Below are 24,336 nucleotides of genomic sequence, written 5' to 3' on the forward strand. Positions count from 1 at the left end.
TCTTGGAACCCCGACGCTGTACTTGGCCATTAACCCTCGCGTTACCATGATCCTTTACTCTTCGCCGAAACCGATCAGTTGGAGCGTATCATGTCAGGCGTAAACGGTGGCAATCAGGACGTGGATATCGACCTCGGGCGGGTCATCTCGGCGGTCTGGGAACGCAAGGCCAGGATATTGGCCGCAACGATCGTTGCGGCGGCGGTCGCACTGGTCGGCACCAGCCTGATGAAGCCCAGCTATAAGAGCGAGACGCGGATGCTGATCGAATCCCGCTCGCCCAACCTTTCGGGAGGGGATGCCGCAGCGCAGGCCAACGACCCGCTGCTCGACTCGCTCAACATCACCAGCCAGGCGCAGCTTCTGCAGTCGACCGATCTCATCAAGCGGGTCGCCCGCGACCTCAACCTCGCCAAGCTCAAGGAATTCGATCCGGCCGCCCAGTCCTTCCTTCCCGACCCGCTGGTCCTGATCGGCCTGAAGCAGGATCCGATGAAACTCGACCCGGAAGACAGGGTGATCAAGGAATTCCGCGACAAGCTGAATGTCTATGCCGTCGAGAATTCGCGCGTCATTGCCATCGAGTTTTCCTCACGCGATCCGAAGCTCGCAGCCGAGATCCCGAACCGGATGGCGCAGGCCTACCTTCAGATCCAGAGCGGTGCCAAGCTCGACACCCATTCCGAGACCGCCAAATGGCTGGAGCCGGAAATCGCCAGCCTGACCAGCAAGGTCAAGGAGGCGGAGAAGAAGGTTGCCAACTACCGCTCTTCCAACGGCCTGTTCCAGACCACCGAGACCAACAGCTTCTCGACCCAGCAGCTCAACGACATTTCGACCGAACTTGCCCGTATCCGCGGCGAGCGGGCGAATGCCGAGGCGCGCGCCGAAAACGTCCGCACGGCCCTGAAGGCCGGTCGCGCTTCCGATACGCTAAGCGATGTCGTCGGTTCGCAGGTCATCCAGCGGCTGAAGGAAGCGGAAGCCAACCTGCAGGCGCAGATTGCCGACTCCTCGACCTCGCTGCTCGAAGGCCATCCGCGGCTGAAGGGACTGCGCGGCCAGCTTTCCGGCATCCGCCAGCAGATCGAGAGCGAGACCAAGAAGATTCTCGCGAGCCTCGACAATGAAGCCGAAATGTCGCGCATCCGCGAACGCCAGTTGATGGGGCAGCTCAACGGCTTGAAGGCTGATTCCGCCAAGGCTGGCGAAGAGGAAGTGGGCCTGCGCGCGCTGGAACGCGAGGCCGCCGCCCAGCGCCAGCTTCTCGAAACCTATCTTGCCCGTTACCGCGAAGCGAGTTCCCGCCTCGAGGGCAATTCGAGCCCGGCGGATGCCCGTATCGTCTCGAAAGCCGTCGAACCGTCGGAACCCTATTTCCCGAAGATAATCCCGATCGTCATCGTGGTATCGCTCGCCACCTTCATCTTCGGCTGCCTGATCGTCATCGTCGTCGAGCTCTTCTCCGGCCGCGCATTGCGCCCCTCCGGCGTTCGTGATGTCGAAGACGACATCATCCTGGAACCCGCCGCATCCGCTCCCGCTGCTGCCGCTCCGCTGCCGGTCCACCAGATGCAGGCGGAGGCGGCACGTTTCGACCGGCCGGAACCGGCCCATGAAGACGCGAGGAATGCGGCAGCGCTCGCCTATGCCAAGATTGCCGAACAATCGCTCTCCGAGAAGGAGAGTGAGGCAGAGGGTGCCGTAGCGGAAGTCGACGATCGCGGCTTCACGATCGGCTCCGTCGCGCATTACCTGCAGCGCCACGACGTGCCTGTGGCGATCGGCATTTCACCGGGTGGCGACGAGGGCTCGACTGCGACCGTCATGCTCGCCCGCGAGCTCGCCGAGCGCGGCCGCACCGTCGTGCTGGTCGACATGACCGGTTCCGCTGCCCCGACGCAGATGATGGTGGAAAATCCGAAACTGCCCGGCATTACCGACCTTCTGTGCGGCGAAACCGCCTTCGGCGATGCGATCCATCCGGACCGGTTTTCCGACGCCCATATCATCCCGCACGGCGCTTCGGATCCGGCGCGTGCCATGCGCGGCGTCGATCGCCTGTCGATGATCATAGATGCGCTGGCGGATGCCTATGACCTGGTGCTGATCGAATGCGGTCCCGCCGAGATCGCCGGCATCTCGCGTCTGACCCGCAATGCGATGGCCGAGATCGTCCTGTCGGTTCCGGGTTTCAAGGATGAGGAAGTCGCCGAACTGGTGACGGATTTCGAAGCGGCCGGCTATGGCAATCTGCTGGTCATGGCGCAGACCGCCGACCGGCATTCGCCACGTCCCGGAAAACGCCGCGCTGCCTGATTATTCGGCTGCTGGTTCCGTGTCGGAGGCGGGAGCTTCCGGCGCTTTCGGGCACCGGCGGGACCGCCACCGCTGCACCAACGCATAGACGTGCGGATTACGCTTTATCGCAGCCTTTGCCTTGGTCACTCCGATCAAAAGCGGCCGCATCAGCGAACCCTTCCAGGTGAGCGGCAGCAGGATGTCGTACTGCACCGTTTCCTGGGTACACCAGTTGCGCTTGTAGGGCTGGTCGCCGACGCCGAAATCGAACACCGAAGCGCCCTCCCGGCAGGACTGCTCGATCATCAGCCAGAACAGCAATTCGCCGGGGCTCGCCTCCGGGCAGATCGTCTCGTCGATCGAGCTGAACTGGCAGATGACATGGTCGCCCTTGCGCGACAGGCCGGCAATCGCCGCGATGTGCCCTTCGTGTTCGCCGCGCAGCCGAATGGCATGCAGCGTCAGCGGCGTATCTGTCCCCTTGACCGGAACGTCCATCAGGTGGTGGAAGAAGTCCTGGATACCGGGAAATTGAAAGACGTCCGGCAGGCCGAACAGTCTCAGCCGCTCGCCTTTCTGGCGGAAGAAGATATCGAGCAGGGCATGTTTTTCGGCGGGGTCCGTCGGGATGAAATGGTCATAACCGCCGATCGCCTCGATCTTGCGGCTCTGCGAGCGGAATTTCTTGCGGCGGCTTTTCGCATTGAGTTGCGCAAGCGTCGCCTCGAAATTCTGAAAGAGCGGCAACTGGAAGGAATGGTTCTGGTTTTCGATCGAAGCAAGCGCGGACAGCGGATGCTGTATGCCCCGCCAGACAAGCGGGATATTATCGAGAACGACCAGGTCTGCCTTGTCGGAGAGTGCGAGCCTTATGCCATAGGCGAAGTTCTGCAGTTCTTCCGCATCGGGTGCGGCGAGTTCGGCATCGAAGAGGCCGGTATTGACGTTGTTGAACCGGTGGCCGAGCAGACGGGCGATCCGGGCGCGGCGTTCCGGTATGACTTCGAGCGGCAGGATGAAAAGCGTGCGGCCATCGACAATGCCCTGGATGATCGCAAGTTCGCTATGATGCGCCTGGACCCAGGCAAGACACCAGTCGAAACTCTGATGCAGGGAGTTCTTGGAAAGCCGTTCGAGGCGCCGCCACTCGGCTTCAACGGACCGGAGATCGTTGGTCGAAACGAGGGTGAGCTCGGACAATCGTATCGTCCGGTTATCGGTTCCGAGAGGATCCGCATCCTTGATCTGCTCTTCGTGTTGGATCTTCCGCTGCTGCATGGCCTCGCCCGCTGATGCCGTTCTGCCGGCAACATAAGGGGAGGGCGCCAAGAATCGGTTTACCGATGAGCGAAAGCCGCGCGAAACCGCTGCCACTGGTTAACCGGGGGTAAAGCCGCCTATTCCTTGGGCTTCGGCCCGGCCATCCATTTGATGATCAGCATGGCGGGCAGGATCCAAAGGAGGCCGCTGATCAGGAAGTAGAGGAAATGCACCCACCAGGGTGAAGTGGCGAGCAGCAGCATGGCGAAAGTCGTGGCGGCAAGCGCATAAACGATCACCAGGATGATGATCAGGATCGTGCCGATGAAACTTCTCAAACGCGGGACCAAGACGTCTTCTCCTATCCGCGACCGCATGCCGCAAAGCGCCGGGGCTTGTTTTGCATGGGTTGATGGGGCAAAGCAACGCGAAATGCTTGATGGATGCTTAGCCCGCACCCGCGTCCTTTTGGCTTGAGCGACAGGAGCACACCCATGTCGGTAACCGATGCTGTGATCATCGATGTCCTGAACCACACCAAGCGCCGCGAGCGTGACCGCAAGGCCGTGCGCATCTGGCTTGGCGTCGTCGTCTTCACGCTGTTCTGTCTGGTTCTCGTGGGCGGCGCGACACGGCTCACCGATTCCGGACTGTCGATCACTGAGTGGAAGCCGATCCACGGCGTCATCCCGCCGCTGTCGGCCGCGGAATGGGACGAGGAATTCCGCCTCTACCAGCGCATTCCGCAATACCAAGAGATCAACCGGGACATGACGGTCGACGAGTTCAAGTCGATCTTCTGGTGGGAGTGGGCGCACCGGTTCCTCGCCCGCTCGATCGGCATGGTCTTCGCCCTGCCGCTGATCTTCTTCTGGCTCACCGGCCGTATCGAAAAGCGCTTGCGCGGTCCGTTGGTCGGCCTTCTGGCGCTCGGCGGTTTCCAGGGGTTCATTGGCTGGTGGATGGTGTCTTCCGGCCTCACCAAGCTGGTCAGCGTCTCGCAATACCGGCTCGCGACGCACCTCGTCATCGCCTGTCTGATCTTCGCCGCCTGTATCTGGATCATGCGCGGGCTTTCGCCGCATAGCCGTGACCTTCCGCCGACGGCAAGGTCCAAATGGGCAGCCGGCGGCGTCGCCTTCCTGGTCCTCTTCCAGATCTATCTTGGCGCGCTGGTGGCGGGGCTCGATGCTGGCCTTTCCTACAATACCTGGCCGCTAATGGATGATGCGCTGATCCCGAGCGATCTCTTTGTCCAACAGCCCTGGTGGATCAATCTGTTCGAGAACCCGAAGACGGTACAGTTCGCGCACCGCTGCGGCGCCTACCTTTTGTGGGCTGCCACCCTCGTGCACATGATCATCTCGCTTCGCCTGGCTCCCGGCTCGACCCATGCCCGTCGTTCCGTTCTGCTGTTCGGGCTGGTGACGCTACAAGCCGTCATCGGCATTTCGACGCTCGTCATGCAGGTGCCGCTCGATCTGGCGCTGACGCACCAGGCCGTCGCCCTGATCGTACTCGGCTTTGCTGTCGCCCATTGGCGCGGTTTCGCCGGCGAATATCCCCCGGAGACCGCGATCGTTACGCGGACCTGATCTGCGATCTATCGAATGGAAACCTTGCCTAGGCAGGTGGATCGACTTCCGCCTGTCGTTTCTCAGAGAAAAATTTTCGGCCTCGTGTCGGAAGCGGTGACCGTCGCCCGTCCTTGGGACATAGTTCAATCGGCTTCGGCCAAGGAGAGGGTAGGGTTATGGCAAAGACAATCGCAATTCTCGTCGCAAGGCTGATCTTCGGCAGCGTGTTCGTTATGGCGACGACGTTCAAGTTTCTCGATATGCAGGCGACCGCAGGGTTCATTTCGGGCGCCGGGTTTCCGTTCCCGCTGTTCCTCGCCTGGATCGCGGCGATCTTCGAGGTGGGGCTGGCTCTCGCATTCCTGACCGGCGCCTTCTTCTCCGAAGCGGCGCTGCTTGCCGGCGCCTACGTCATCTTCCTGGCCTTCGCTTTCCATGGCCCCAGCCATTGGCAAGCCAACCAGGCGGAGTTCGGCTTTTTCGTCGATCACTTCACCTTCCTGGCCGGCCTGCTCTTCGCCGCCGTGCATGGCCCGGGCGAAAAGCTCGCCGTCCATCTGGGTTTGAAGCGGACGCTCGCTTAAGCCTGTTGCAGCACACTGTGGACCGCGGCGGCGACGGCAAGCTCGGCGTCGCGGTCTTTCGCATTGCCGTCTTCTTCATGCCATGCGGCCGAGAGACAGCCATAGGCGAAGGCATAACGCAGAATAGCGCGAACATCGCGGCTGAGCGTCTCAGCGAAGACGGCAGCCATGGAGGCAATGCGTTCTTCGCTGCGGGTGAGGTCGAAGCGGTCGAGCGGATTGGAAAACATGTTGGCGACGTCCATCGCGGCATCACCGATCAATCCGGCCGGATCGATGATCAACCAACCGCGCGGGCCAAGCATGATGTTTTCGTGATGCAGGTCGCCATGCAGCGGCTTGATGTCCCGCTGATCGGCGATCAGCGTCTCCGCCATTTCCGCCGCCTCGATAAAGGGGCCGGCAATGCCGTCACGCCGGTCCGTTTCGGCCTTTCCGAACAGGCTTTTGAAATAGCGGGAAAGCGGCATCATGGTTGGGGGCGGAGCGATGTCGGACGGCCGGTGATACTCCATGAGGACTTCGGCCGCGATGCGGGTGGCTTCCGCGTCGCCATGAGCTTCCAGATGGTCGCGCAGCGTCACCTTGCCCGCATGCTCCATCAGCAGGAGCTCGCCCGAGCGCGCAATCAGCCGAATACAGCCGACGCCATCCCGCCAGGCCATGAAATCGGCCCCGCGAAGACTGTCTTCCAGCGCCCTGGGCTTCAGGACCTTGACGATATCGATCTCGCCGCCGGCGCGCGTCACTTCAAGGACGGTGCCGACGACGGTATCGGCTATCTGTCTGGCGGTTTCGATCCGCCATTCGACAGGAAAGGAAAAAGGGAAGGGAATGCCTTCGGTCATCAGGCCGAAAGCATCAGGTCCATGTTCTGGACGGCGGCACCCGAGGCACCCTTGCCGAGATTGTCGAGCAAGGCCACGAGATTGACATGCGCACCGCCCGGCGTGCCGAACACGAAAAGCTTCATCGTGTCGGTGTCGACCAGCTCTTCCGCGTCGACGCGGGCAAGCGCCTTGCTCTCTTCGAGCGGCACGACGGTGACGATGTCCTGCCCGGCATAATGCTCGACCAGCACCTTGTGGATACTTTCCATCGTCGCGCCGTCGTTGAGGTCTTCGAGGAAGAGCGGCACCTGCACGATCATGCCCTGCGGGAAGCGGCCGACCGACGGCGAGAAGATCGGCGCACGGTCGAGCTGGCCGTGGATCTTCATCTCCGGCACGTGCTTGTGCTTGAGCGGCAGGCCATAGAGAAAATTGTTGGCCGAGATCGCATCTTCGCGCGACGGGTCTTCCATCTGCGCGATCATCTGCTTACCGCCGCCGGTATAACCGGAGACCGCATTGACCGTTACCGGATAACCGTCGGGCAGGATGCCGGCGGCGCGCAGCGGCCGGATCAGGCCGATCACGCCGGTCGGGTAACAGCCCGGATTGGCGACGTGCCGGGAGGCCTTGATCTTGTCTGCCTGCGCCTTGTCCATCTCCGCAAAGCCATAGGCCCAGGAGGGATCGACGCGGAAGGCGGTCGAGGTGTCGATCACCCGCACCTTGTTGTTGCCGGCAAGCATGGTCACGGCTTCCCGCGAAGCGTCGTCCGGCAGGCAGAGAATGGCGACGTCGGCGCTGTTCAGGAGATCCTCGCGCATGGCGGCGTTGCGCCGTTCCGCTTCCGGGATCGACAGCAGTTCGACGTCGCGGCGGCCGGCCATGCGGGTGCGGATCTGCAGTCCCGTGGTGCCGTGTTCGCCATCGATGAAGATTTTCGCTGTCATGGTCTTATCCTGTTAGATCAGTGCCTTGGATTGGATGCCGGATTCAGTTTACCAGCAAGTTGATTCAGAAATTTAACGCGCTCGCGCGGCGTTCCGCACGAAGCCCGAGCATATACATCGCAACCGTCGCCCCCGCAATGGCGGTGATGTCCGCATGGTCGTAGGCCGGTGCCACTTCGACGACATCGGCGCCGCGGATATCGAGGCCTCCAAGCTGGCGCAGCACCGAGAGTATCTTGGCGCTCGAAGGCCCACCGGCGACCGGCGTGCCCGTGCCCGGCGCGAAAGCCGGATCGAGGCAGTCGATGTCGAAGGTGAGGTAGGTCGGCGTTTGCCCGACGTGATCGAGGATAACCCTGGCGATCTCAGCTGCCGTCATCTCCTCGACCTCATGGCCATAGACGAGGCGGATTCCGAAATCTTCCGGCGCATGGGTGCGGATGCCGAGCTGGATCGATCGGGCAGGGTCTATGATGCCGGCCCGCACCGCCCGCGCCACGAAGGAGCCGTGGTCGATACGTCCATCGTCGTCGAGCCACGTGTCCTGATGTGCATCGAACTGCACCAGCGCCAGCGGCCCGTGTTTGGCGGCATGCGCCTTGAGCAGCGGCCAGGTGACATAATGGTCGCCGCCGAGCGTCAGCAGGAAGGCGCCGCTGTCGAGGATGACATTCGCCTGGGCCTCGATCGCGGCTGGGGTCTTCTGGTGGTTGCCGTAGTCGAGCAGGCAGTCGCCGTAATCGATAACGGCCATGTCAGCGAAAAGATCGCGCTGGAACGGATATTGCGGATCGTTGTCGAAGATCGCCGACGCCCGCCGGATCGCCTGCGGCCCGAACCGCGCGCCTGGCCGATTGGAGGTCGCGGCATCGAAGGGGATGCCCCAGATGACGGCATCGACACCCGTCAGATCCTTGGTAAAGCGGCGGCGCATGAACGACAGAGCCCCGGCAAACGTCGGATCCGACGCGGCCGAGGTCAGGCTTTTTGCAGTGAAGGCATGGTCGATCGACTTTTCCGCCATGGCGTCCCTCCATCGTTAACGTGGCGGGAACGTTGGACAATAAGGGCCGACAAGGCAAGCCTGAGCGAGACAAAATTCCTCCCGTTCAGGAAGCCTTGGCTTCGAACACCGGCGGAAAATCCCCCAGCGCCTTGGCCTCCCTGATCCTTGCGCCGATATCCTCCTCGATGATCGATTCCAGCTGCGCGAAGCTGTCGATGACATAGTAGATCGGCTGGACGATATCGATGCGGTAAGGGGTCCTGAGCACTGTCATCAGATCGAAGGGCCGGAATTCGGCCTCGCCACCTTCCATAGCGGCCCGCGTCTCGTTGGGAGAGGAGACGATGCCGGCGCCGAAGCAGCGGCGCCCCTGCGGCGTGTCGATCAGGCCGAACTCGACGGTGAACCAGAATATCCGGAACAGGTGCCAGGAATATTCCCGGCCGAGCCCGACGGCTTTTTCGCCGAAGCGGCGAACGAAATTGGCGTAACTCCGGTTGGTGAGGAGCGGGCAGTGGCCGAAGACTTCGTGGAAGATATCCGGTTCCTCGATATAATCGATGTGCTCGCGGCGGCGGATGAAGGTTGCCAGCGGAAACTTGCCCTGCGACAGCAATTCGTAGAAACGCGATGGCGGAATAAGGGCGGGCACGCCCTCGACGCCGAAGCCGGTCGTCTCGTTGAGGCGCCGGTCGACATCGCCGAGCTGCGGAACCTTGTCCGGTCTCAGCCCGAGTGCCTTGACGCCGTCCAGATATTCCCGGCAGGCCTTGTCGGCCAAGAGCGTCATTTGGCGCTGGTAGAGTTCGCTCCAGATCCGGTCTTCTTCGCTGGTGTAGTGATAGACGCCGTCTGCGTCCGGCAGGTTTGCCGTATAGGTGCTTTGCTTGGTCATCAGCGACCTCCCTTCGGTGATGGAATAAGCCGGATGCTCCAGCCGCCGGCCGTCAGGTCACCATTATATCTCCGAAAACGCGGGTAATCATTTCAGCTTTGCCAGATTGAGCGTAGATAATGAGAGGATATTTCGGGAGGAGAGGCCATCATGAAAGAAAACCTGCAGGCTGCCCGCAAGCTTCTGCAACTCGTGCAGACAGGCGACGGTTCGTCGCTCGCCGAATTGGCGGAAAAGGCCGGCATGTCGCAAAGCACCGCTTGGCGCAAGATCCAGGAACTGGAGGCCGAGGGCGTCATTCGAAAGCGAGTGGCGCTTCTCGATCCGGCAAAGCTCGACCTCAAGCTCTGCATCGTCGCCCATGTGACGCTCGAGGATCACCACGAGGAGGCGATCGAAGCCTTTGCCACCGTCGTGCGCGACCGGCCGGAGATCATGGAGTGTTATGCGCTGTCGGGGACATTCGATTATATGCTGAAGATCCGGGCGCGCGACGTCGAAGCCTATGAGGCTTTCATGACCCGCCACCTGATGCGGAACCCGCATGTGCGCAATGTGGTCTCCAGCTTTGTCCTGCGCGAACTGAAATCGACGACCGAACTGCCGATATAGGAAAGCCTATAAACGAAAAAGGCGGGACCGAAGCCCCGCCTTTTGAAAGTCCAAGTCCAGAAGCGATTAGCGCTTGGAGAACTGGAAGGAGCGGCGGGCCTTTGCCTTACCGTACTTCTTACGCTCGACGACGCGGCTGTCGCGGGTCAGGAAGCCACCCTTCTTGAGCACGCCGCGAAGGCCCGGCTCGAAATAGGTGAGTGCCTTGGAGACGCCGTGACGAACAGCGCCGGCCTGGCCGGAGAGACCGCCACCGGTAACCGTCGCGACGATGTCGAACTGGCCGGTGCGGGCAGCGGCGATAACCGGCTGCTGCAGGATCATCTGCAGGACGGGACGGGCGAAGTAGGTCGAGAAGTCACGGCCGTTGACCGTGATCTTGCCGGTGCCGGCCTTGACCCAGACGCGGGCGACGGCGTTCTTGCGCTTGCCGGTCGCGTAGGAGCGGCCGAGGCTGTCGACTTTGCGGACATAGACCGGAGCGGCAGCTTCGGAAGCCGGCGCGAGGTCCTTCAGGGAGGAAAGATCGGCCATTATCAGGCGCTCCTTACGTTCTTGCTGTTCAGCGATGCCACGTCGAGGGCGACCGGCTGCTGTGCTTCATGGGGATGGTTGGAACCGGCGTAGACGCGCAGGTTCTTCATCTGGCGACGGCCGAGCGGGCCACGGGGAACCATGCGCTCAACAGCCTTCTCGATAACGCGCTCCGGAAAGCGGCCTTCGATGATCTGGCGCGCGGTGCGCTCCTTGATGCCACCCGGGTAACCGGTGTGCCAGTAGTAGGTCTTGTCGGAATATTTCTTGCCGGTGAGGACGCACTTTTCCGCATTGATGATGATGACGTTGTCGCCATCATCGACGTGCGGAGTGAAGGTGGCCTTGTGCTTGCCGCGGAGCCGGTTGGCGACGATGGTGGCGAGGCGACCGACAACGAGGCCTTCGGCATCGATGATCACCCACTTCTTCACCACCTCTGCAGGCTTCTGAACGAAGGTTGACATGTTTTTAACTCTTTCTTCTAGGACCCATGACATCCGAAACCTTCGAATGCAGGGCGTTTCTTGTTGCTTGGATTGCCATGGCTGACGCCGGCAAAAAAGAAAGCGGGCCGAAACGGTCCGCGATCTGGGGCGGCTTATACCGAGGGAGGCCGAAAGCGTCAAGGTGATGGTTTTGCGTCGCTGAAAAATAGATTGAGTAAAATCAATGACTTATGAATGTGGTTATATGATACCACAGTTTTCTGAGTGAAAATCGGTCGCGGTTGATGCCGGAATACTGGTCCTCCTCATCGTAGCCGTCGAGCGGGGAGCGATTGCTGTCCGGAAGGGGGGCTATTGGCCTTATGTGCCGATGGGAAAGAAAACCCATCCTCATGCCGGGAGTTCCATCCAGGAGCCGCCCTGTCGGAAGCTCGCAAAGACCCGCTGACATGAAAGCGATCTGCGCCATTTTTCCCGCGTATCGCTTGTCTGGTCTACACCCTGGAATTGTGCTTGAACGAAAGATGGCGAGCGGGCACAAATGGCAGAATAGACGCTCTCTTGAAGGTTTTACGACGGATTTCACACATGAATAGCTGTCAATCACTCACGTTTTAAGAGGATCCGCCGCAGAAAAAGAAAACTGACAAATGTTCAGAAAAATAAATTTGCCTAGCAAAATCTAGTAGCACTTTCTAATTCAACCATAAGATGGTGCTAATATGTACAGGTACAAAAGAGGGGTATTCCACGAACCTGTGCAGAACATCGCGTGCTGAGCATTCTCGATTTTTTGAGTCAGGAAGCCGACTAAAATCTCAGGCAACCTGCCTGTAGAGGAAAACAATCTTCTGGATCGGGTCTTCTTTTGCAGGCACGAACGGGACAGCTCGGTGTGTCGGCCGTCGGCACCGTCGCCCGGTCGGCGAATTCATGGCCGTCGCAGTAGCCGCTGTCGATGACATAGCGGTCATAGAGTGTCATCCGCGCCTTGTTGCGGGACGGGTAACGCAGGATCACCGCGCCCTCCCGGCCGATCGCCCGCTGCACGGCGGCGCAGGACATGCCGGTGGAATTGTAGCGCGAGATCGCGGCGGCCGGCTCGCCTGAGAGGAGGGTGCCGCAGGCAATGACCGCAAGACAGCCGAGAATTTTTTTCATGATCCTCATCCCTTTTGACGAGACGCGGACTTACATAGCGCAGAAGCACCGCGCCGCCAGAGGCGCACTATTGCGGGAGCCGCCGTCATGAACCATGACCATTACGACAATGCCTATATCGCCGATATCCTGAAGAGCACAAGGACGATTGCGCTGCTCGGCGCATCTCCAAATCCCGACAGGCCGAGCAACCGGGTCATGGGGTTCCTGCTTTCCAAGGGCTATACGGTGTTTCCGGTCAATCCCGGCCAGGCAGGCAAGCAGATCCTCGGCCAGACAGTCTACAGGACGCTGGCGGACGTGCCGCAGCCGGTCGATATGGTCGATGTCTTTCGGGCCGCCGAGTATCTGGACGGCGTGATCAACGAGGCGATCGGGCTGGAAACCAGGCCGAAGGTGATCTGGGGCCAACTCAGCGTGCGCGACGACAAGGCCGCCGAAAAGGCGGAAGCCGCCGGCATCAAGGTTGTCATGGATCGCTGCCCGGCGATCGAGTATCCCCGCCTGGTTGCCTGAGGCCGCCGCCTGGGTTCGCCGCCGAGCGTCCGGCTATTTGGCGAGCAGTTCCGACCGGTTGCGCATGTCGTCAAGCAGTTCGGCATTGCCGCAATAGTTTGCGAAGTCCGCGGCGGCGCTGCCGTCGGCCAGTTCGCGCCGGCAGCGGGTCTTCTCGCCGCAGTGGACACAGGTCACGTGCATTTCGCGGAATTCCAACGGCTCCTCCAGCCTGGCTTCTTCCGGATCGATGTTGAGCAGCTTCATCAGCGCCAGCATTTCGTCGGCCGCATGTGGGCCTTTGGCGATCAGTTCGCGCAGTTCCTGTTCCGACAACGCGTTGTCCTGTGCCAGCAGCTTGACGGTCTCGTCGTCGAGGCTGGCGAGAAGCTTGGCTTCATTGATCGCTGCCCATGTGACGGAACACCAGCGCTTCAGCCTGTCGGTGAGATTTTCCGGGGTGGGGTCAAGGGTGGGAATTGTGTTGTCCATTGCAAACTCCTCTCTATTTCCCCGGAGGATAGGTTCCGGAGAACGATATACCTTGATCGTGATCAACCGCCGGGGTCTGTTGGAGCGCTAACAATCATGCGCCATTTCAAGGGGAGGGACTAACATGCCGACACTCAATCCGGGGTTTTCGACGCTGGCCGTGCACGCGGGCGCGCAACCCGACCCGACGACCGGGGCGCGGGTGACGCCGATCTACCAGACGACCGCTTTCGTCTTCAACGATGCGGACCACGCCGCCGCCCTGTTCGGCCTGCAGCAGTTCGGCAATATCTACACCCGCATCATGAACCCGACTCAGGCAGTGCTGGAGGAGCGGGTGGCGGCACTCGAGGGCGGCACCGCGGCGCTCGCCGTCGCCTCCGGCCATGCGGCGCAGATGCTGACCTTCCACACGATCATGCAGCCGGGCGACAATTTCATCGCAGCGCGAAAACTCTATGGCGGCTCGATCAACCAGTTCGGCAATGCGTTCAGGAATTTCGACTGGCAGGTGCGCTGGGCCGATACCGACGATCCGGCAAGCTTCGAGGCCGGCATCGACGAGCGCACTCGCGCGATCTTCATCGAGAGCCTTGCCAATCCCGCCGGCACGTTCGTGGATATCGCGGCGATCGCCGAGGTGGCGCATCGGCGGGGCATCCCGCTGATCGTCGACAACACCATGGCAACCCCCTACCTCGTCCGGCCGCTCGAGCACGGCGCCGACATCGTCATCCACTCGCTGACCAAGTTCATGGGCGGCCATGGCAATTCCATGGGCGGCGTCATCGTTGACGGAGGCACCTTCAACTGGTCGAAATCGGGCAATTATCCGATGCTCTCGGAGCCCCGTGCCGAATATGGCGGCATCGTCCTGTACCAGGCTTTCGGCAATATCGGCTTTGCCATCGCCTGCCGCGTGCTGGGCCTGCGCGATATGGGACCGGCGATTTCGCCCTTTAACGCGTTCATGATCCTGACCGGCATCGAAACGCTGCCGCTCAGGATGCAGAAACACTGCGACAATGCCGTTGCCGTCGCCAAATGGCTGAAGGCGCATCCGAAGGTCGCCTGGGTCAGTTATTCCGGCCTCGAGGAAGATCCGAACCACGCCCTGCAGAGGCGGTATTCGCCGAAGGGCGCCGGCTCGGTGTTCACCTTCGGCGTCACCGGCGGCTACGAGGCGGGCAAGACGCTGGTGGAAGGCCTGCAGCTGTTCTCCCACCTCGCCAATATCGGCGACACCCGTTCGCTGGTCATTCACCCGGCCTCGACGACCCACCGGCAACTGAGCGAAGAGCAGCTGATCGCCGCCGGTGCCGGGCCGGACGTGGTGCGCCTGTCGATCGGCATCGAGGATGCCGCCGACATCATCGCGGACCTCGACCAGGCCTTGTCGAAGATCTGAGGGAAGGTCTTGGCGTTAGGCGCCAAAACCGCCGTCGATCGTCTGCAGGGAGCCGGTGATGAAGCCGGCTTCCGGACCGGCGAGATAAGCGGCAAGACCGGCGATCTCTTCCGCACGGCCGTGGCGCTTGATGGCCATGAAACCGTGCATGAAGTCACTCATCGGGCCGTCTTCCGGGTTCATGTCGGTGGAGGTCGGGCCGGGCTGGATGACGTTGACGGTGATGTTGCGGTCGCCGAAATCGCGGGCGAGACCGCGCGCCATGCCCTGCATTGCCGACTTGGTGAGCGCATAAGCGGCTCCGCCGGCAAACGGCATGCGGTCGCCATTGACCGAACCGATGACGATGATTCGGCTGCCGTCCGGCATGCTGCGGGCGGCTTCCACGGCCGCATGGTAGGGCGCGCGAACATTGACGTCGATCATCCGGTCGACCGCGTCGGCGTCGATCTCCAGCGGATTGCCGAGCGCCAGCGTGCCGGCGCTGATGACCAGAATGTCCAGCGGGCCGGCCTCGCGCACCGTGCTGATCACGGCCGCGCGGTCTGCCGCATCCGACCGGACAGCCTTGGCGCCGGTCTCGACGGCAAGAGCGTCCGCGGCATCCTTCGAACCGGCATAGGTGAATGTCACGTCGGCGCCATCGCCGGCGAAACGGCGGACGATTGCGGCCCCGATGCCGCGGCTGCCGCCCAGAACCAGCGCTTTCTTTCCATGGAAGTCAGTCATTGTCGTGTCTCCTTCAAAGAGGCTTGAGGTTTAATGTAATGAACGCTACATAAATCGAGCGATCAGTGCAGTCAAGGATTTTGTAATGAGTACTACAAAAAAGATCTCGTCGCGCGGTCGGCCCCGCGCTTTCGACAAGGAGGAGGCACTGGCAAAGGCCCAGGCGCTTTTCCATGCGAAGGGATACGATGCCTTGAGCGTCGCCGATCTCACCGAGGCGATCGGCATCAATCCGCCGAGCTTTTATGCCGCTTTCGGCAGCAAGGCGGAGCTCTACTCAGCCGCCTTGAAGCGTTACGAAGAGAGGGAAGGTCTGGATGTTCCAGGCGCCCTGGCAGCGGACAGACCGCTCGACGAAGGCGTGGCCGGACTGCTGAGGCAGGCTGCCGACAACTACGGCAGCGGTGACGCACCCGGCTGCATGGTGATCGAGGGAGCAAGAGGCACGGTTGACCCGCAGGCCTCCGACCAGGCCCGGCGCATGCTGGACATGAGCCGCAAGGTCATCCACGCCGCAATCGCAGGCCGTGAACCGCAGCGTGCCGAACTCATCACCGATTACATCATGATGGCGATGTCCGGCCTCTCGGCGAGCGCCCGCAACGGCATGGCCACGGACCGCCTGCGCGCACTGGCCGCAATCGCCTCCAACCAGCTTTCCCATCATCTGAAGGAAATCGAACAATGAGCGCCTGGATCAAATTCGACCTCTCGTCCATCGCGCCGGAAGAAGGCGCCCCGGCTCCGGACCGGCTGGTCTCCGGCACCCCGACATTCCGCACCTGGAATTTCGAGGAGGCGGACGGCGGGCTTTATGCCGGCATCTGGGAGGCGACTCCCGGCAAATGGCGGATCGTTTATGAGGAGTGGGAATATTTCCACATCCTCTCCGGCCACTCGATCGTCACCGAGGAGGGCGGCGCAATGGTCCATCTGAAGGCTGGTGACAGCATGATCCTCAGACCCGGGTTCAAGGGAACCTGGGAAGTCGTTGAAACGACTGGCAAGCATTACGTGATCAGGGTTTGATCAGGCTTCTTCACCCCGCTTGAAGGCCTTCGCGAATTCGCCCGACGAAATGAACGCCAGCGCCCGCCGCAATTCCTCCGACTTTTCCTTGCCGAATGCCTTGTCGAAACGGTCCTGGGCAATCTGCCAGCGGGCGGTGAGGTCGCGCTGTGTGGCTGCGCCTGTCTCCGTCAGGCGGACACGTTTGGCGCGGCGGTCTTGCGCATCAGGCACCAGTTCCACTAGGCCATCGCGGATCAGCGGCTTCAACGTGTGGCCGAGCGCCGAGAGGTCCATGACCATCGCCTCCGCGAGATTTTTCAAGGTCGGCTGGTTGGATCCGGCGATCTGGGATATCAGGGAGAACTGCGTTCCCTTGAGGCCTGTATCGCCCATCGCATCCTCATAGAGCTGGCCAAGATGCCGTGAGGCGCGGCGCACTGCGGTATTGCTGCAATGAAGCCAGACGCCGTCTTCGTTCTGCGCTTGGCTGTCGTGTTTGTCTTTGTCTGTCATGCCTCGTTCCGATCTTGTCGCGGGACAATGCCCGCTTTTGGCTGGCCCTTCCACTCCGATAAAAATTTATGGTCGCCCCTTGCAGGCTCCAATCTTCCTTTTCATATATGGTGGCATATGCCAGTAAATTCCAGATGCCGAAACACCGGCCGCGACACCACTCGAAAAACCTCTGAAGGAAATCGACCATGACCAACAATTCAAAACTCGGAACCGCACTCGTGACCGGCGCATCGTCGGGCATCGGCGCGACCTATGCGGAAAAGCTCGCCAAGCGCGGCTATGATCTCGTCCTCGTCGCCCGCGACGCGGATCGCCTGAAGGCGCTTGCCGGCCGGTTGACGAGCGAACATGGCATCAAGGCGGACGTACTGCGCGCCGACCTCAGCCAGCGTACCGATGTGCTCGCCGTCGACAAGCGCCTGCGCGACGACCGCTCGATCACCCTCTTCGTCAACAATGCCGGCATCGGCCCGAAGGGCTCGCTGCTGAAGGCCGATCCGGATTATCTCGACCAGATGGTCGACCTCAACGTCACCGCCGCCAATCGCCTCGCAATCGCTGCCGCCCAGGCTTTCGTTGCCCGGGGTGAGGGCGCCATCGTCAACATCGCCTCCGCCGTGGCGCTCGCCGCGGAGTTCTTCAGCGGCACCTATGCCGCCAGCAAGGCCTTCGTACTGGCCCTGACGGAAGCCCTCGCTGCCGAATTGAAGGACACCGGCGTCAGGATCCAGGCGGTCCTGCCCGGCTATACCCGCACCGAAATCTTCGATCGGGTCGGCGGCTCGATGGACAATCTCGACCCGAACTCGGTCATGGAAGTGGGCGACCTTGTCGACGCGGCGCTTGTGGGTCTCGACCGCGGCGAACTCGTCACCATGCCGTCGCTTGCCGATACGCAGCTTTATGAGGCCTACACGAACGCCCGCGGCGGGCTGCGCCCCTACCTGTCGCTCAACAAGCCGGCAACCCGGTATGGGGTTGCCGCCCAGGCTTGATCAGAACAATCGACGGGCAGCCGCAGCAGGTGTCTGCAGTTGCTCATCGAAGGCACCTTCGCGCTTGGCTACACCACGTCGCCATCTCGCTCACGGAGCCAGCAACTCTATCGCCACCGCCGGGGGCAGAAACGCCTCCCGCGGTCCATTTTTTGGCGTTTCACCAGCGGGTTATCACACCGAGTGGTGCCATCTTTTCATCAATTGAGATCAAGGCCATGTCTTCAATGATGGCTTGGGCCGCAAGAATCCGATCAAACGGATCCTGATGTATCCCTGGTAGCAGAACGCTCCTCACCATATGAGCGCTTGTAATGGGAAGGTCGGCAAAGCCGTTCTCCTGAACAACTTCGGAGAAGTTGGGCAAGACGCTGATTGCCGTAGGCAGTTTGCCCTTCTTATGTTTTGTGGCGATTTCCCAGGCGGACGCTGCGCTAACATAGATATCGTTCTTTTCATCTATGATCAGTTCGCGGGCTGCGGATGAAAGATCAGGATGATCGTTGAGCCACCAAAGGAGCGCATGCGTGTCGAGCAGATATCTCATTCGCCAGTCAGTTCTCTGATTTCAGCCTCGCTCAAAGGTTCAAAGAACTCGGGGCCTACCACGAGCTTGCCTTTCAAGCGCCCTGGCTTTCTTTTAGCCGATACGGATCTGTAAGACGTTTTTTCTCGCGTTTCAAACAATGTTGTGAGAGCCGCGTCTACGTCCCCAGCTTCAAGAGCGCTTACCAGTTTTTCCATTTGTTCCTTGCTAGGAAAATTGGAAAGCTCGAAGAGCGACAACGTACCGGGGTGATTTTCCTTAGATTCATTGTCCAAAACCGGGGTCCTCAGAGTCAATTTTGAGCAGCCAATATACGCGTTATTTGCGACGTCGAAAACTCCCACTCACCAGGCCAGGTCCAGCCGTTCGAGCCCGTGGAAATGATAGACGTCCTTGACCACCGGCGGCGTGGCGATCCGCATGCCGGGCAGTCGCCGAAACAGGATCGGCAGCACGGTATTGAGTTCCAGCCTTGCAAGCGGCGCGCCGATGCAGAAATGGATGCCGGCTCCGAAGGAGAGGTTTGCGGCTTCCTGCCGGTCGGACTTGAAAACCAGCGGATCGGAGAACTTCTTCGGATCGAGATTGGCGGCGGCGAGGATGAGGCTCACCTTGTCGCCGCGCTTGAAGGATAGTCCGTCGATTTCGACATCCTCGAGCGCCCAGCGCTGGAAGATGTGCACGGGTGCGCAAATGCGCAGCGTTTCCTCGACCGTTCGCTCCGTCGCCGCCTCGTCGGGGAAAAGCTCTGCCGGGGACAGGCCGCTCTCCAGGATCACCCGCACGGAATTGCCGATCTGGTGCACCGTCGCCTCGTGGCCGGCATTGAGCAGCACGATGGTGGTCGAGACAAGTTCGTCGTTGGTGAGATACTGGCCCTTGTGCTCCGTGTGGATCATGTGGGTGAGGAGATCTCCGCGCGGCTCCCGGCGGCGCTCAGAGATCAGGCCTTTGACATAGTCGGAAAATTCCTTGGCCGCGCGGTCGGCAGCAAGTTCGTCCTCCGCGCTCCGCTTGAACATGTACATGCCGACATAGGCGTGTGACCATTTGAGAAGCTGCGGTCCCATCGCGTCCGGGATGCCGATCATCCTTGCGATCATCGTGACCGGAATGATGTCGGCGAAGGCGGAGAGCAGCTCTGTCTCCCCTTGGCCCTCGAACCCGTCGATCAGCCTTTCGGCAAGTTCTGCGATCTCCGGCCGGAGCCTCTCGATATGCCGCGAAACGAAGGCACGGTTGACGAGCGTGCGAAGCCGGGTGTGTTCAGGCGGCTCGAGCTCCAGCAGCGAATACCGCTCGGCGAGATCGAAGTTTTCGAGATGAGCCAAGGGTTCGGGCAGGCCGAGTTCTTCCCGGCTGGCGATATGCAGGATCTGCCGCCCGAATCGACGGTCGCGCAACAGCCCGTTCACATGGTCGTAGCCGGTGAAGAACCATTGCCGCTGTTCTTCCCAATAGAAAGTCGGGCAATGTTCGTGGAGAAGGGCGTAGACGCGGTTCGGGTCGCCGTAAAAGACTGGGTTGCGGCCGTCCAGCGAGACGCGGCGCGTTTGAGGATCGATGCGGAGAAAGTCGGGCGGAATGGTCATGTCTGAAGACCTAGCGAATTTCAGCCGATGGGGAAAGCGGGCTGAATTGACGCAATTCTAGCTTGCGCGCATGTTCGCCATGCACGGTAAGTTTGGGCCTTGGGGAGAGATAAATTGAAACTATCGTCTCGCGAATACAAGCTGACGCTGCACGCGCATGAGTTTGCCGGCGACGAAGCAGCCTGCGGTTCGAAGGCCGCGGATTTCTGGACGGACACGGTCAATCGGCTCGGCGAAGCCGGGATCGGCGCAAGCGGCAAACTCGATCTGCTGGAGCCGGACAAGCAGCGAAACGTGTTTTTCCTCGATACGCCGGAGAAGGCCCTCTACGAACGGTCGGATCTCGTTTTCCGGATGCGACGGCCGGTCGCCGCCAAGGGCGACTGGGATGCAACGCTGAAATTCCGCCAAGGGGACCGTCTGCTCGCCGGGGCGCAGGCGTTCCGGTTGCGGGAAGGGCGCGGACGCGGCAAGTTCGAAGAGGATGTCAAGGCGGTTTCGCGATCCGGAATGCCGGGCTTCTGGGCGCTTTTCAGCCGCTCCGTCGAGGCCGGGTTCGGCCCCCGAAAGAAACTCCTGACCGTTGGCGATTGCCTCGCCCCTTTCGAGAAACTCGACGGCGCGTCGCTGCCGCCGCTGAAGGAAAAGGTTCAGACCGTTTCGGGCCTGAACGTGATCGAGCACGTCTTCGAGGATGGCTGGCTGAACCTCTCGAAAAAGGTTGAGGCCGAGTGCGCGTTGATCTTGTGGTGGAAGGAAGACAAGCGCTGGAGCCGATTGCCGCCGAATTCAGCTTTCGTTTCCCCCGTCGACGACGGCGTTGCGGGTGCCAGGGTCGTCCGCAACGCCTGGACGGCGATGGCCGTGCTCAGCGGTTCGCCGTTCGTCGATCCGAAAGGCAGGACAAAGACGGCGCTCGTCTACGGCGCCGATTGATCATTCGCCGACCGCTACGCCCTCGCGGCGCGGGTCGGCGCTGCCCACGAGACCGTTCGCGGTGATCTCGATCGCATGCAGTCCGGAATTCATCTCGCCCGGTTTCACCTCGTAACCGAGCGCCTTCAACGGTTCGGCGAACTTTTCGGCCCCGGTGCCTGCCTCGATCTCGTAAGGCCCGAAACGATTGATGAAATGCGGCTGGGCGACGATCTGCTCCACCGGCATGCCCCAGTCGATATAGGCGATCAGCGCCTGGGCGACGTAACCGATGATCTGGCTGCCGCCCGGCGAACCGACCGCCAGCAGCGGTTTGCCGTCCTTCATCACGATCGTCGGCGCCATGGAGGAACGCGGCCGCTTGCCCGGCTCGACACGGTTGGCGACGGGCAGGCTGCCGTCATGGGTCTTGAAGGAGAAATCGGTGAGCTCGTTGTTGAGCAGGAAGCCGTTCGTCATCAGCCGCGAGCCGAACCCGCTTTCGATCGTCGTGGTCATCGACACGACGTTACCCTCTCTGTCGACGATGACGAAATGGCTGGTGGAGGGCAGCTCGATCGCGGCATCGCGGCCGAACAGCAGCGCATGGTCCCATTCCGGCTCGCCGGCCTTCACCTGGTCCGCGCTAAGAGCCTTGGTGCCGTCAAGCAGCGAGGCGCGCTTGCCGAGATAGTCCTTCTTCAGCAGGCCCTTGATCGGCAAGGGCCGGAAATCCGGATCGGCCAGATACCGTTCGCGGTCGGCAAAGGCGAGGCGCTGCGCATCGCCGATGATCCGCCAGCTTTCGGCGTTCTGGGCCCCGAGTGCCTTGATGTCGAAATTTTCGATCAGCCCGAGCATCTGACCGATGGCGACCGCACCGGAGGAGGGGGGGCCCATGCCGCAGATGTCGAGCGCCCGGTAGGTGGCGCAGACCGGCTCGCGTTCCTTGACACGGTAATTGGCGAGATCGGCGAGCGACAGGACGCCGGGATTGCCCGGTGCTTCGCGTACCGTCTTGACGATCGCCTCGGCGATCGGCCCTTCGTAGAAGGCATCCGCGCCGCCGGCCGCGATCGCCTTCAGCGTCTCGGCATAGGCTGGGTTCTTGAGCACCGTGCCGGCCTTCAGTGGCGCGCCTGAAGCGTCGTAGAAGTAGCCGCGGGGACCGTCGTATTTCTTCAGCCGGTCGCCTTCGGCGGCGATCAGCGAAGCCATGCGGGGCGAGACCTGGAAACCGCTTGCGGCGAGCTTCTCCGCCCGTTCGAACAGGCTCGCCCAGTCGGCCTTGCCGTAGCGCTTATGGACTTCGGAAAGCAGGCGCACCGTGCCGGGCGTGCCGACCGATCGGCCGCCAACCACCGCGTCCATGAATTTCAACGGCTGGCCCTGGGCATCGAGGAAGAGTTTCGGCGTAGCCTCCATCGGTGCCGTCTCGCGGCCGTCGAACGTGGTGAGCCTGTTGGCGGCCGCATCGTAATAGACGAGGAACGAGCCGCCGCCGAGGCCGGAACTCTGCGGCTCGACAAGGCCGAGCACGGTTTGGACCGCGACCAGAGCGTCGATCGCATTGCCACCCTTGGCAATTACGTCGCGCCCAGCCTCCGCTGCCAGCGGATTGGCGGCGGCGACCATGAAGTTCTTGGTCTCGACACGCTTGGCCGAGGTGAACCCGGTCGCCCGCTCCGGCGCAACCGTATCGGACGCCTGCTGCGCCAGCGTTGTTCCGGCCGAAAGCATCAAGGCGGAAAGCGCCGAGGAAAGAAGGATGCCGGTGAAGAAACTTGTCCCGAAAAATCTCGCCCGCATGGCGCGCCCTCCGCGTTTGAATCCCTGCGGAGGAATGTGGGTTTCAGGATGACGAGAACAAGAGGATGTCAGCGCTTGCCGAGCGAAGCGAGGCGTTTCAGAGCTGCGACTTGCCGGCTCGCGCGCACATCCGTCGGGGCCTCGTCCTCACCCTGCCGGTCGACGGCCGGAACGATCGAGGCGTCGGTGCCGGTATCGATCGCGGTGCGGTCGCGGCCGCTGTCCTTGGCTGTGTAAAGTGCCCGGTCCGCGGCGCTGAGCAGAAGATCGAGGTCGGCGGTTCCGGCGCCCGCAAGCGCGATGCCGGCGCTGACGGTGACGGTGATATTGTGCTCGCCGGCGACGATGGTCTGGCGTTTGAGCGTCAGGCGGATCGCCTCGGCGATGCTGGCGGCCTCGATCATGTCGCCGACGCGCAGGATGGAGGCGAATTCCTCGCCGCCCATGCGGCCGAAAAAACCGCGGCCGCGCATCGACGTCTGGCCGACTTGTGAAAAGGCGACCAGCACCGAATCGCCCGCCTGATGGCCGCAACGGTCGTTGATCTGCTTGAAGTTGTCGAGGTCGAAATGCAGGAACGCGATCAGCGGTTTCTCATCGTCCTCGAGTTTTCTCAGGGCATGGAACTGGTCGATCAGGCCGCGCCGGTTGAGAACCCCGGTCAAGGGGTCGGTGACGGCAAGTGTCTTGAGTTTCTCTTCCGAGCGCTCGGTCAGCAGTTTCGTGCCGGTCATGATGATGGCAATTAAACAGACTGCCGCCGGGAAGAGCAGCCAGGCGGAGTGCGGCGACATGCCAATGGATTTCGCCTCACCGGCGATCACCAGAACCGCTACCACGCCGTTCGCGCAAAGTTGTACGGCAAGGAAGGCCGCAAGCACCCGCCGCGTCATCTTCGACGCGCCGTTGTTCCTGAGCAGGATATAGATCATGATCGCATGACCGACCATGGTCGCGACGTTGTGGAGAGCCACCCGGTTGGCGAAGTTCTCGCGCACCGGATAGAGGAACATTCCAGCCACCCACAGAAGCGCCGGGATGGCGATATAGGCTCCCACGGGCTTTCGGTCGAACTGCAGGAAACCGGCAATCCACAGGCCGACGCCGGAGAGCACCAGCGTATTGGCGATCTGGATGGAGATGAAATCGGGGATGTCGCCGCGCAGTGCCACCAGGATGACGCCGATCCCGTGCAGCGCAAACCCGCCGCCCCAACTCAGGTAGAAGCGGTCCCGCTCGTAGTACCAGCGTGAGCACAGGAGGGCTGCAAGCGTCAGTGCCTCCGCCGCCCAGATCATCAGGCCCGTTAAAATGTCCACCCCAAACTCCAATGCTCGATGTCGAGCGCGCCCAACATGACACGCAGTCTTTAAGACGAAGTTGCACGGATTCTGGAAAACCCTGGGCTCAAACCCGGTTGCGGCGAGATTTCGAGACGAAATTCACGCCCGCTTTACCCTGATCGCGCAAAAACCTGTGCCATCGGGCGAAATGGGGCGTCCGCAGGCTGTCGCCCGGCAGGAATCGTAATAGCGGTCAGCCTCGCGCATCCCCGGGCAGTTAAGGATATCGGATGCTCCGTCTTGAAGTACCGGGCGTTGACACTCTATGTAGGGATGACCCATTCCATTTGATTCCGGAGCGCCTTTTTGCCTTCGGCCAGGGATC

Annotated in this window: 27 protein-coding genes; 10 read left to right on the forward strand and 17 right to left on the reverse strand. The window is 61.5% G+C overall.

The window, feature by feature from the left end:
- The first annotated feature begins 90 nt into the window (after window positions 1–90).
- Window positions 91–2,319: a GumC family protein gene (locus AC1DLT_RS19015; RefSeq protein WP_477487768.1), complete on the forward strand. Its 2,229-nt coding sequence runs from the start codon at window positions 91–93 to the stop codon at window positions 2,317–2,319.
- On the opposite strand, the gene AC1DLT_RS19020 is transcribed toward AC1DLT_RS19015, so the two are convergent.
- Window positions 2,320–3,579 (reverse strand): GNAT family N-acetyltransferase, encoded by a 1,260-nt coding sequence (locus AC1DLT_RS19020; RefSeq protein ID WP_477487769.1) that lies wholly within the window; start codon window positions 3,577–3,579, stop codon window positions 2,320–2,322. It abuts the gene before it with no gap.
- Between the two features lie 119 nt (window positions 3,580–3,698).
- Window positions 3,699–3,911 carry a DUF2842 domain-containing protein gene (locus AC1DLT_RS19025; RefSeq protein WP_038541894.1) on the reverse strand — a complete coding sequence of 71 codons (213 nt, stop codon included), beginning with the start codon at window positions 3,909–3,911 and terminating at the stop codon, window positions 3,699–3,701.
- A gap of 144 nt (window positions 3,912–4,055) precedes the next feature.
- Between AC1DLT_RS19025 and AC1DLT_RS19030 the strand changes: the two genes are divergently transcribed.
- Entirely contained in the window at window positions 4,056–5,156 is a 1,101-nt protein-coding gene (locus AC1DLT_RS19030; protein WP_477487770.1) for a COX15/CtaA family protein, read from the forward strand.
- A 158-nt stretch (window positions 5,157–5,314) separates the two neighbouring features.
- Window positions 5,315–5,722, forward strand: a complete 408-nt coding sequence (locus AC1DLT_RS19035; protein ID WP_038541898.1) for a DoxX family protein — start codon at window positions 5,315–5,317, stop codon at window positions 5,720–5,722.
- Here AC1DLT_RS19035 and AC1DLT_RS19040 read toward each other — a convergent pair.
- From AC1DLT_RS19040 to AC1DLT_RS19055, 4 genes are all read right to left on the reverse strand, one after another.
- Entirely contained in the window at window positions 5,719–6,570 is an 852-nt protein-coding gene (locus AC1DLT_RS19040; RefSeq protein WP_477487771.1) for an aminoglycoside phosphotransferase family protein, read from the reverse strand. The genes AC1DLT_RS19035 and AC1DLT_RS19040 overlap by 4 nt on opposite strands.
- Window positions 6,570–7,502, reverse strand: coding sequence for an N-acetyl-gamma-glutamyl-phosphate reductase (argC, locus tag AC1DLT_RS19045; RefSeq protein WP_477487772.1), 933 nt, complete (start codon window positions 7,500–7,502; stop codon window positions 6,570–6,572). The genes AC1DLT_RS19040 and argC overlap by 1 nt, the downstream gene beginning before the upstream one ends.
- Window positions 7,503–7,566: 64 nt before the next feature.
- Entirely contained in the window at window positions 7,567–8,526 is a 960-nt protein-coding gene (gene speB, locus AC1DLT_RS19050) for an agmatinase (RefSeq protein ID WP_477487773.1), read from the reverse strand.
- Window positions 8,527–8,611: 85 nt separating this feature from the next.
- Window positions 8,612–9,403, reverse strand: a complete 792-nt coding sequence (locus AC1DLT_RS19055) for a phenylalanine 4-monooxygenase (protein WP_477487774.1) — start codon at window positions 9,401–9,403, stop codon at window positions 8,612–8,614.
- 150 nt (window positions 9,404–9,553) lie between these two features.
- Here AC1DLT_RS19055 and AC1DLT_RS19060 point away from each other — a divergent pair, with 150 nt between their 5' ends.
- Window positions 9,554–10,015 (forward strand): Lrp/AsnC family transcriptional regulator, encoded by a 462-nt coding sequence (locus AC1DLT_RS19060; protein ID WP_038541909.1) that lies wholly within the window; start codon window positions 9,554–9,556, stop codon window positions 10,013–10,015.
- Window positions 10,016–10,081: 66 nt separating this feature from the next.
- On the opposite strand, the gene rpsI is transcribed toward AC1DLT_RS19060, so the two are convergent.
- From rpsI to AC1DLT_RS19075, 3 genes are all read right to left on the reverse strand, one after another.
- The gene (rpsI, locus tag AC1DLT_RS19065) at window positions 10,082–10,549 is read right to left on the reverse strand and encodes a 30S ribosomal protein S9 (RefSeq protein WP_037080614.1); all 468 of its coding nucleotides are present in this window, start codon (window positions 10,547–10,549) and stop codon (window positions 10,082–10,084) included.
- A gap of 2 nt (window positions 10,550–10,551) precedes the next feature.
- Window positions 10,552–11,016 carry a 50S ribosomal protein L13 gene (rplM, locus tag AC1DLT_RS19070; RefSeq protein ID WP_037080613.1) on the reverse strand — a complete coding sequence of 155 codons (465 nt, stop codon included), beginning with the start codon at window positions 11,014–11,016 and terminating at the stop codon, window positions 10,552–10,554.
- 792 nt (window positions 11,017–11,808) lie between these two features.
- Entirely contained in the window at window positions 11,809–12,159 is a 351-nt protein-coding gene (locus AC1DLT_RS19075) for a hypothetical protein (RefSeq protein ID WP_477487775.1), read from the reverse strand.
- A gap of 87 nt (window positions 12,160–12,246) precedes the next feature.
- Between AC1DLT_RS19075 and AC1DLT_RS19080 the strand changes: the two genes are divergently transcribed.
- Window positions 12,247–12,675: a CoA-binding protein gene (locus AC1DLT_RS19080; RefSeq protein WP_038541913.1), complete on the forward strand. Its 429-nt coding sequence runs from the start codon at window positions 12,247–12,249 to the stop codon at window positions 12,673–12,675.
- A gap of 33 nt (window positions 12,676–12,708) precedes the next feature.
- Here the strand turns inward: AC1DLT_RS19080 and AC1DLT_RS19085 are convergent, their stop codons facing one another.
- Window positions 12,709–13,146, reverse strand: a complete 438-nt coding sequence (locus AC1DLT_RS19085) for a DUF6455 family protein (protein ID WP_477487776.1) — start codon at window positions 13,144–13,146, stop codon at window positions 12,709–12,711.
- Window positions 13,147–13,270: 124 nt separating this feature from the next.
- Between AC1DLT_RS19085 and AC1DLT_RS19090 the strand changes: the two genes are divergently transcribed.
- A complete protein-coding gene (locus AC1DLT_RS19090) occupies window positions 13,271–14,554 on the forward strand; it encodes an O-acetylhomoserine aminocarboxypropyltransferase (RefSeq protein WP_038541917.1) in 1,284 nt (427 codons plus the stop codon).
- A 15-nt stretch (window positions 14,555–14,569) separates the two neighbouring features.
- Here the strand turns inward: AC1DLT_RS19090 and bdcA are convergent, their stop codons facing one another.
- Window positions 14,570–15,283 (reverse strand): SDR family oxidoreductase, encoded by a 714-nt coding sequence (gene bdcA, locus AC1DLT_RS19095; RefSeq protein WP_477487777.1) that lies wholly within the window; start codon window positions 15,281–15,283, stop codon window positions 14,570–14,572.
- Between the two features lie 85 nt (window positions 15,284–15,368).
- Here bdcA and AC1DLT_RS19100 point away from each other — a divergent pair, with 85 nt between their 5' ends.
- Both AC1DLT_RS19100 and AC1DLT_RS19105 read left to right on the forward strand, forming a co-directional pair.
- Window positions 15,369–15,971: a TetR/AcrR family transcriptional regulator gene (locus AC1DLT_RS19100; protein ID WP_247138807.1), complete on the forward strand. Its 603-nt coding sequence runs from the start codon at window positions 15,369–15,371 to the stop codon at window positions 15,969–15,971.
- On the forward strand, window positions 15,968–16,312 hold the full coding sequence (locus AC1DLT_RS19105; protein ID WP_477487778.1) for a cupin domain-containing protein: 345 nt from the start codon (window positions 15,968–15,970) through the stop codon (window positions 16,310–16,312). Before AC1DLT_RS19100 ends, AC1DLT_RS19105 begins: the two co-directional genes overlap by 4 nt.
- Here the strand turns inward: AC1DLT_RS19105 and AC1DLT_RS19110 are convergent, their stop codons facing one another.
- Entirely contained in the window at window positions 16,313–16,807 is a 495-nt protein-coding gene (locus tag AC1DLT_RS19110; protein WP_477487779.1) for a MarR family winged helix-turn-helix transcriptional regulator, read from the reverse strand.
- Window positions 16,808–16,995: 188 nt separating this feature from the next.
- Here AC1DLT_RS19110 and AC1DLT_RS19115 point away from each other — a divergent pair, with 188 nt between their 5' ends.
- A complete protein-coding gene (locus AC1DLT_RS19115) occupies window positions 16,996–17,805 on the forward strand; it encodes an SDR family NAD(P)-dependent oxidoreductase (protein ID WP_477487780.1) in 810 nt (269 codons plus the stop codon).
- 160 nt (window positions 17,806–17,965) lie between these two features.
- Here the strand turns inward: AC1DLT_RS19115 and AC1DLT_RS19120 are convergent, their stop codons facing one another.
- The 3 genes from AC1DLT_RS19120 to AC1DLT_RS19130 form a co-directional block, all read right to left on the reverse strand.
- Complete coding sequence (locus AC1DLT_RS19120; RefSeq protein WP_038541926.1) at window positions 17,966–18,352, reverse strand: type II toxin-antitoxin system VapC family toxin; 387 nt, start codon at window positions 18,350–18,352, stop codon at window positions 17,966–17,968.
- Window positions 18,349–18,627 (reverse strand): hypothetical protein, encoded by a 279-nt coding sequence (locus tag AC1DLT_RS19125; RefSeq protein ID WP_477487781.1) that lies wholly within the window; start codon window positions 18,625–18,627, stop codon window positions 18,349–18,351. Before AC1DLT_RS19125 ends, AC1DLT_RS19120 begins: the two co-directional genes overlap by 4 nt.
- 69 nt (window positions 18,628–18,696) lie before the next feature.
- Entirely contained in the window at window positions 18,697–19,944 is a 1,248-nt protein-coding gene (locus AC1DLT_RS19130; RefSeq protein ID WP_477487782.1) for a cytochrome P450, read from the reverse strand.
- 114 nt (window positions 19,945–20,058) lie between these two features.
- Between AC1DLT_RS19130 and AC1DLT_RS19135 the strand changes: the two genes are divergently transcribed.
- Window positions 20,059–20,880: a hypothetical protein gene (locus AC1DLT_RS19135; RefSeq protein WP_477487783.1), complete on the forward strand. Its 822-nt coding sequence runs from the start codon at window positions 20,059–20,061 to the stop codon at window positions 20,878–20,880.
- On the opposite strand, the gene ggt is transcribed toward AC1DLT_RS19135, so the two are convergent.
- On the reverse strand, window positions 20,881–22,668 hold the full coding sequence (gene ggt / locus AC1DLT_RS19140) for a gamma-glutamyltransferase (protein WP_477487784.1): 1,788 nt from the start codon (window positions 22,666–22,668) through the stop codon (window positions 20,881–20,883). It lies immediately after the preceding gene.
- A gap of 68 nt (window positions 22,669–22,736) precedes the next feature.
- Entirely contained in the window at window positions 22,737–23,987 is a 1,251-nt protein-coding gene (locus AC1DLT_RS19145; protein WP_477487785.1) for a GGDEF domain-containing protein, read from the reverse strand.
- Between the last annotated feature and the right edge of the window lie 349 nt (window positions 23,988–24,336).

This window comes from Neorhizobium sp. 05N33, assembly GCF_056397445.1.

What these genes read in the sequence shown, in the direction of transcription:
- rpsI (WP_037080614.1), bottom strand. Translation starts at nt 10,549, where the DNA reads ATGGCCGATCTTTCCTCCCTGAAGGACCTCGCGCCGGCTTCCGAAGCT.
- AC1DLT_RS19020 (WP_477487769.1), bottom strand. Translation starts at nt 3,579, where the DNA reads ATGCAGCAGCGGAAGATCCAACACGAAGAGCAGATCAAGGATGCGGAT.
- AC1DLT_RS19080 (WP_038541913.1), top strand. Translation starts at nt 12,247, where the DNA reads ATGAACCATGACCATTACGACAATGCCTATATCGCCGATATCCTGAAG.
- AC1DLT_RS19100 (WP_247138807.1), top strand. Translation starts at nt 15,369, where the DNA reads ATGAGTACTACAAAAAAGATCTCGTCGCGCGGTCGGCCCCGCGCTTTC.
- AC1DLT_RS19060 (WP_038541909.1), top strand. Translation starts at nt 9,554, where the DNA reads ATGAAAGAAAACCTGCAGGCTGCCCGCAAGCTTCTGCAACTCGTGCAG.
- AC1DLT_RS19030 (WP_477487770.1), top strand. Translation starts at nt 4,056, where the DNA reads ATGTCGGTAACCGATGCTGTGATCATCGATGTCCTGAACCACACCAAG.
- AC1DLT_RS19090 (WP_038541917.1), top strand. Translation starts at nt 13,271, where the DNA reads ATGCCGACACTCAATCCGGGGTTTTCGACGCTGGCCGTGCACGCGGGC.
- AC1DLT_RS19085 (WP_477487776.1), bottom strand. Translation starts at nt 13,146, where the DNA reads ATGGACAACACAATTCCCACCCTTGACCCCACCCCGGAAAATCTCACC.
- AC1DLT_RS19120 (WP_038541926.1), bottom strand. Translation starts at nt 18,352, where the DNA reads ATGAGATATCTGCTCGACACGCATGCGCTCCTTTGGTGGCTCAACGAT.
- AC1DLT_RS19130 (WP_477487782.1), bottom strand. Translation starts at nt 19,944, where the DNA reads ATGACCATTCCGCCCGACTTTCTCCGCATCGATCCTCAAACGCGCCGC.
- AC1DLT_RS19115 (WP_477487780.1), top strand. Translation starts at nt 16,996, where the DNA reads ATGACCAACAATTCAAAACTCGGAACCGCACTCGTGACCGGCGCATCG.
- ggt (WP_477487784.1), bottom strand. Translation starts at nt 22,668, where the DNA reads ATGCGGGCGAGATTTTTCGGGACAAGTTTCTTCACCGGCATCCTTCTT.
- AC1DLT_RS19110 (WP_477487779.1), bottom strand. Translation starts at nt 16,807, where the DNA reads ATGACAGACAAAGACAAACACGACAGCCAAGCGCAGAACGAAGACGGC.
- AC1DLT_RS19040 (WP_477487771.1), bottom strand. Translation starts at nt 6,570, where the DNA reads ATGACCGAAGGCATTCCCTTCCCTTTTTCCTTTCCTGTCGAATGGCGG.
- AC1DLT_RS19035 (WP_038541898.1), top strand. Translation starts at nt 5,315, where the DNA reads ATGGCAAAGACAATCGCAATTCTCGTCGCAAGGCTGATCTTCGGCAGC.
- AC1DLT_RS19105 (WP_477487778.1), top strand. Translation starts at nt 15,968, where the DNA reads ATGAGCGCCTGGATCAAATTCGACCTCTCGTCCATCGCGCCGGAAGAA.
- AC1DLT_RS19055 (WP_477487774.1), bottom strand. Translation starts at nt 9,403, where the DNA reads ATGACCAAGCAAAGCACCTATACGGCAAACCTGCCGGACGCAGACGGC.
- AC1DLT_RS19015 (WP_477487768.1), top strand. Translation starts at nt 91, where the DNA reads ATGTCAGGCGTAAACGGTGGCAATCAGGACGTGGATATCGACCTCGGG.
- argC (WP_477487772.1), bottom strand. Translation starts at nt 7,502, where the DNA reads ATGACAGCGAAAATCTTCATCGATGGCGAACACGGCACCACGGGACTG.
- AC1DLT_RS19075 (WP_477487775.1), bottom strand. Translation starts at nt 12,159, where the DNA reads ATGAAAAAAATTCTCGGCTGTCTTGCGGTCATTGCCTGCGGCACCCTC.
- rplM (WP_037080613.1), bottom strand. Translation starts at nt 11,016, where the DNA reads ATGTCAACCTTCGTTCAGAAGCCTGCAGAGGTGGTGAAGAAGTGGGTG.
- speB (WP_477487773.1), bottom strand. Translation starts at nt 8,526, where the DNA reads ATGGCGGAAAAGTCGATCGACCATGCCTTCACTGCAAAAAGCCTGACC.
- bdcA (WP_477487777.1), bottom strand. Translation starts at nt 15,283, where the DNA reads ATGACTGACTTCCATGGAAAGAAAGCGCTGGTTCTGGGCGGCAGCCGC.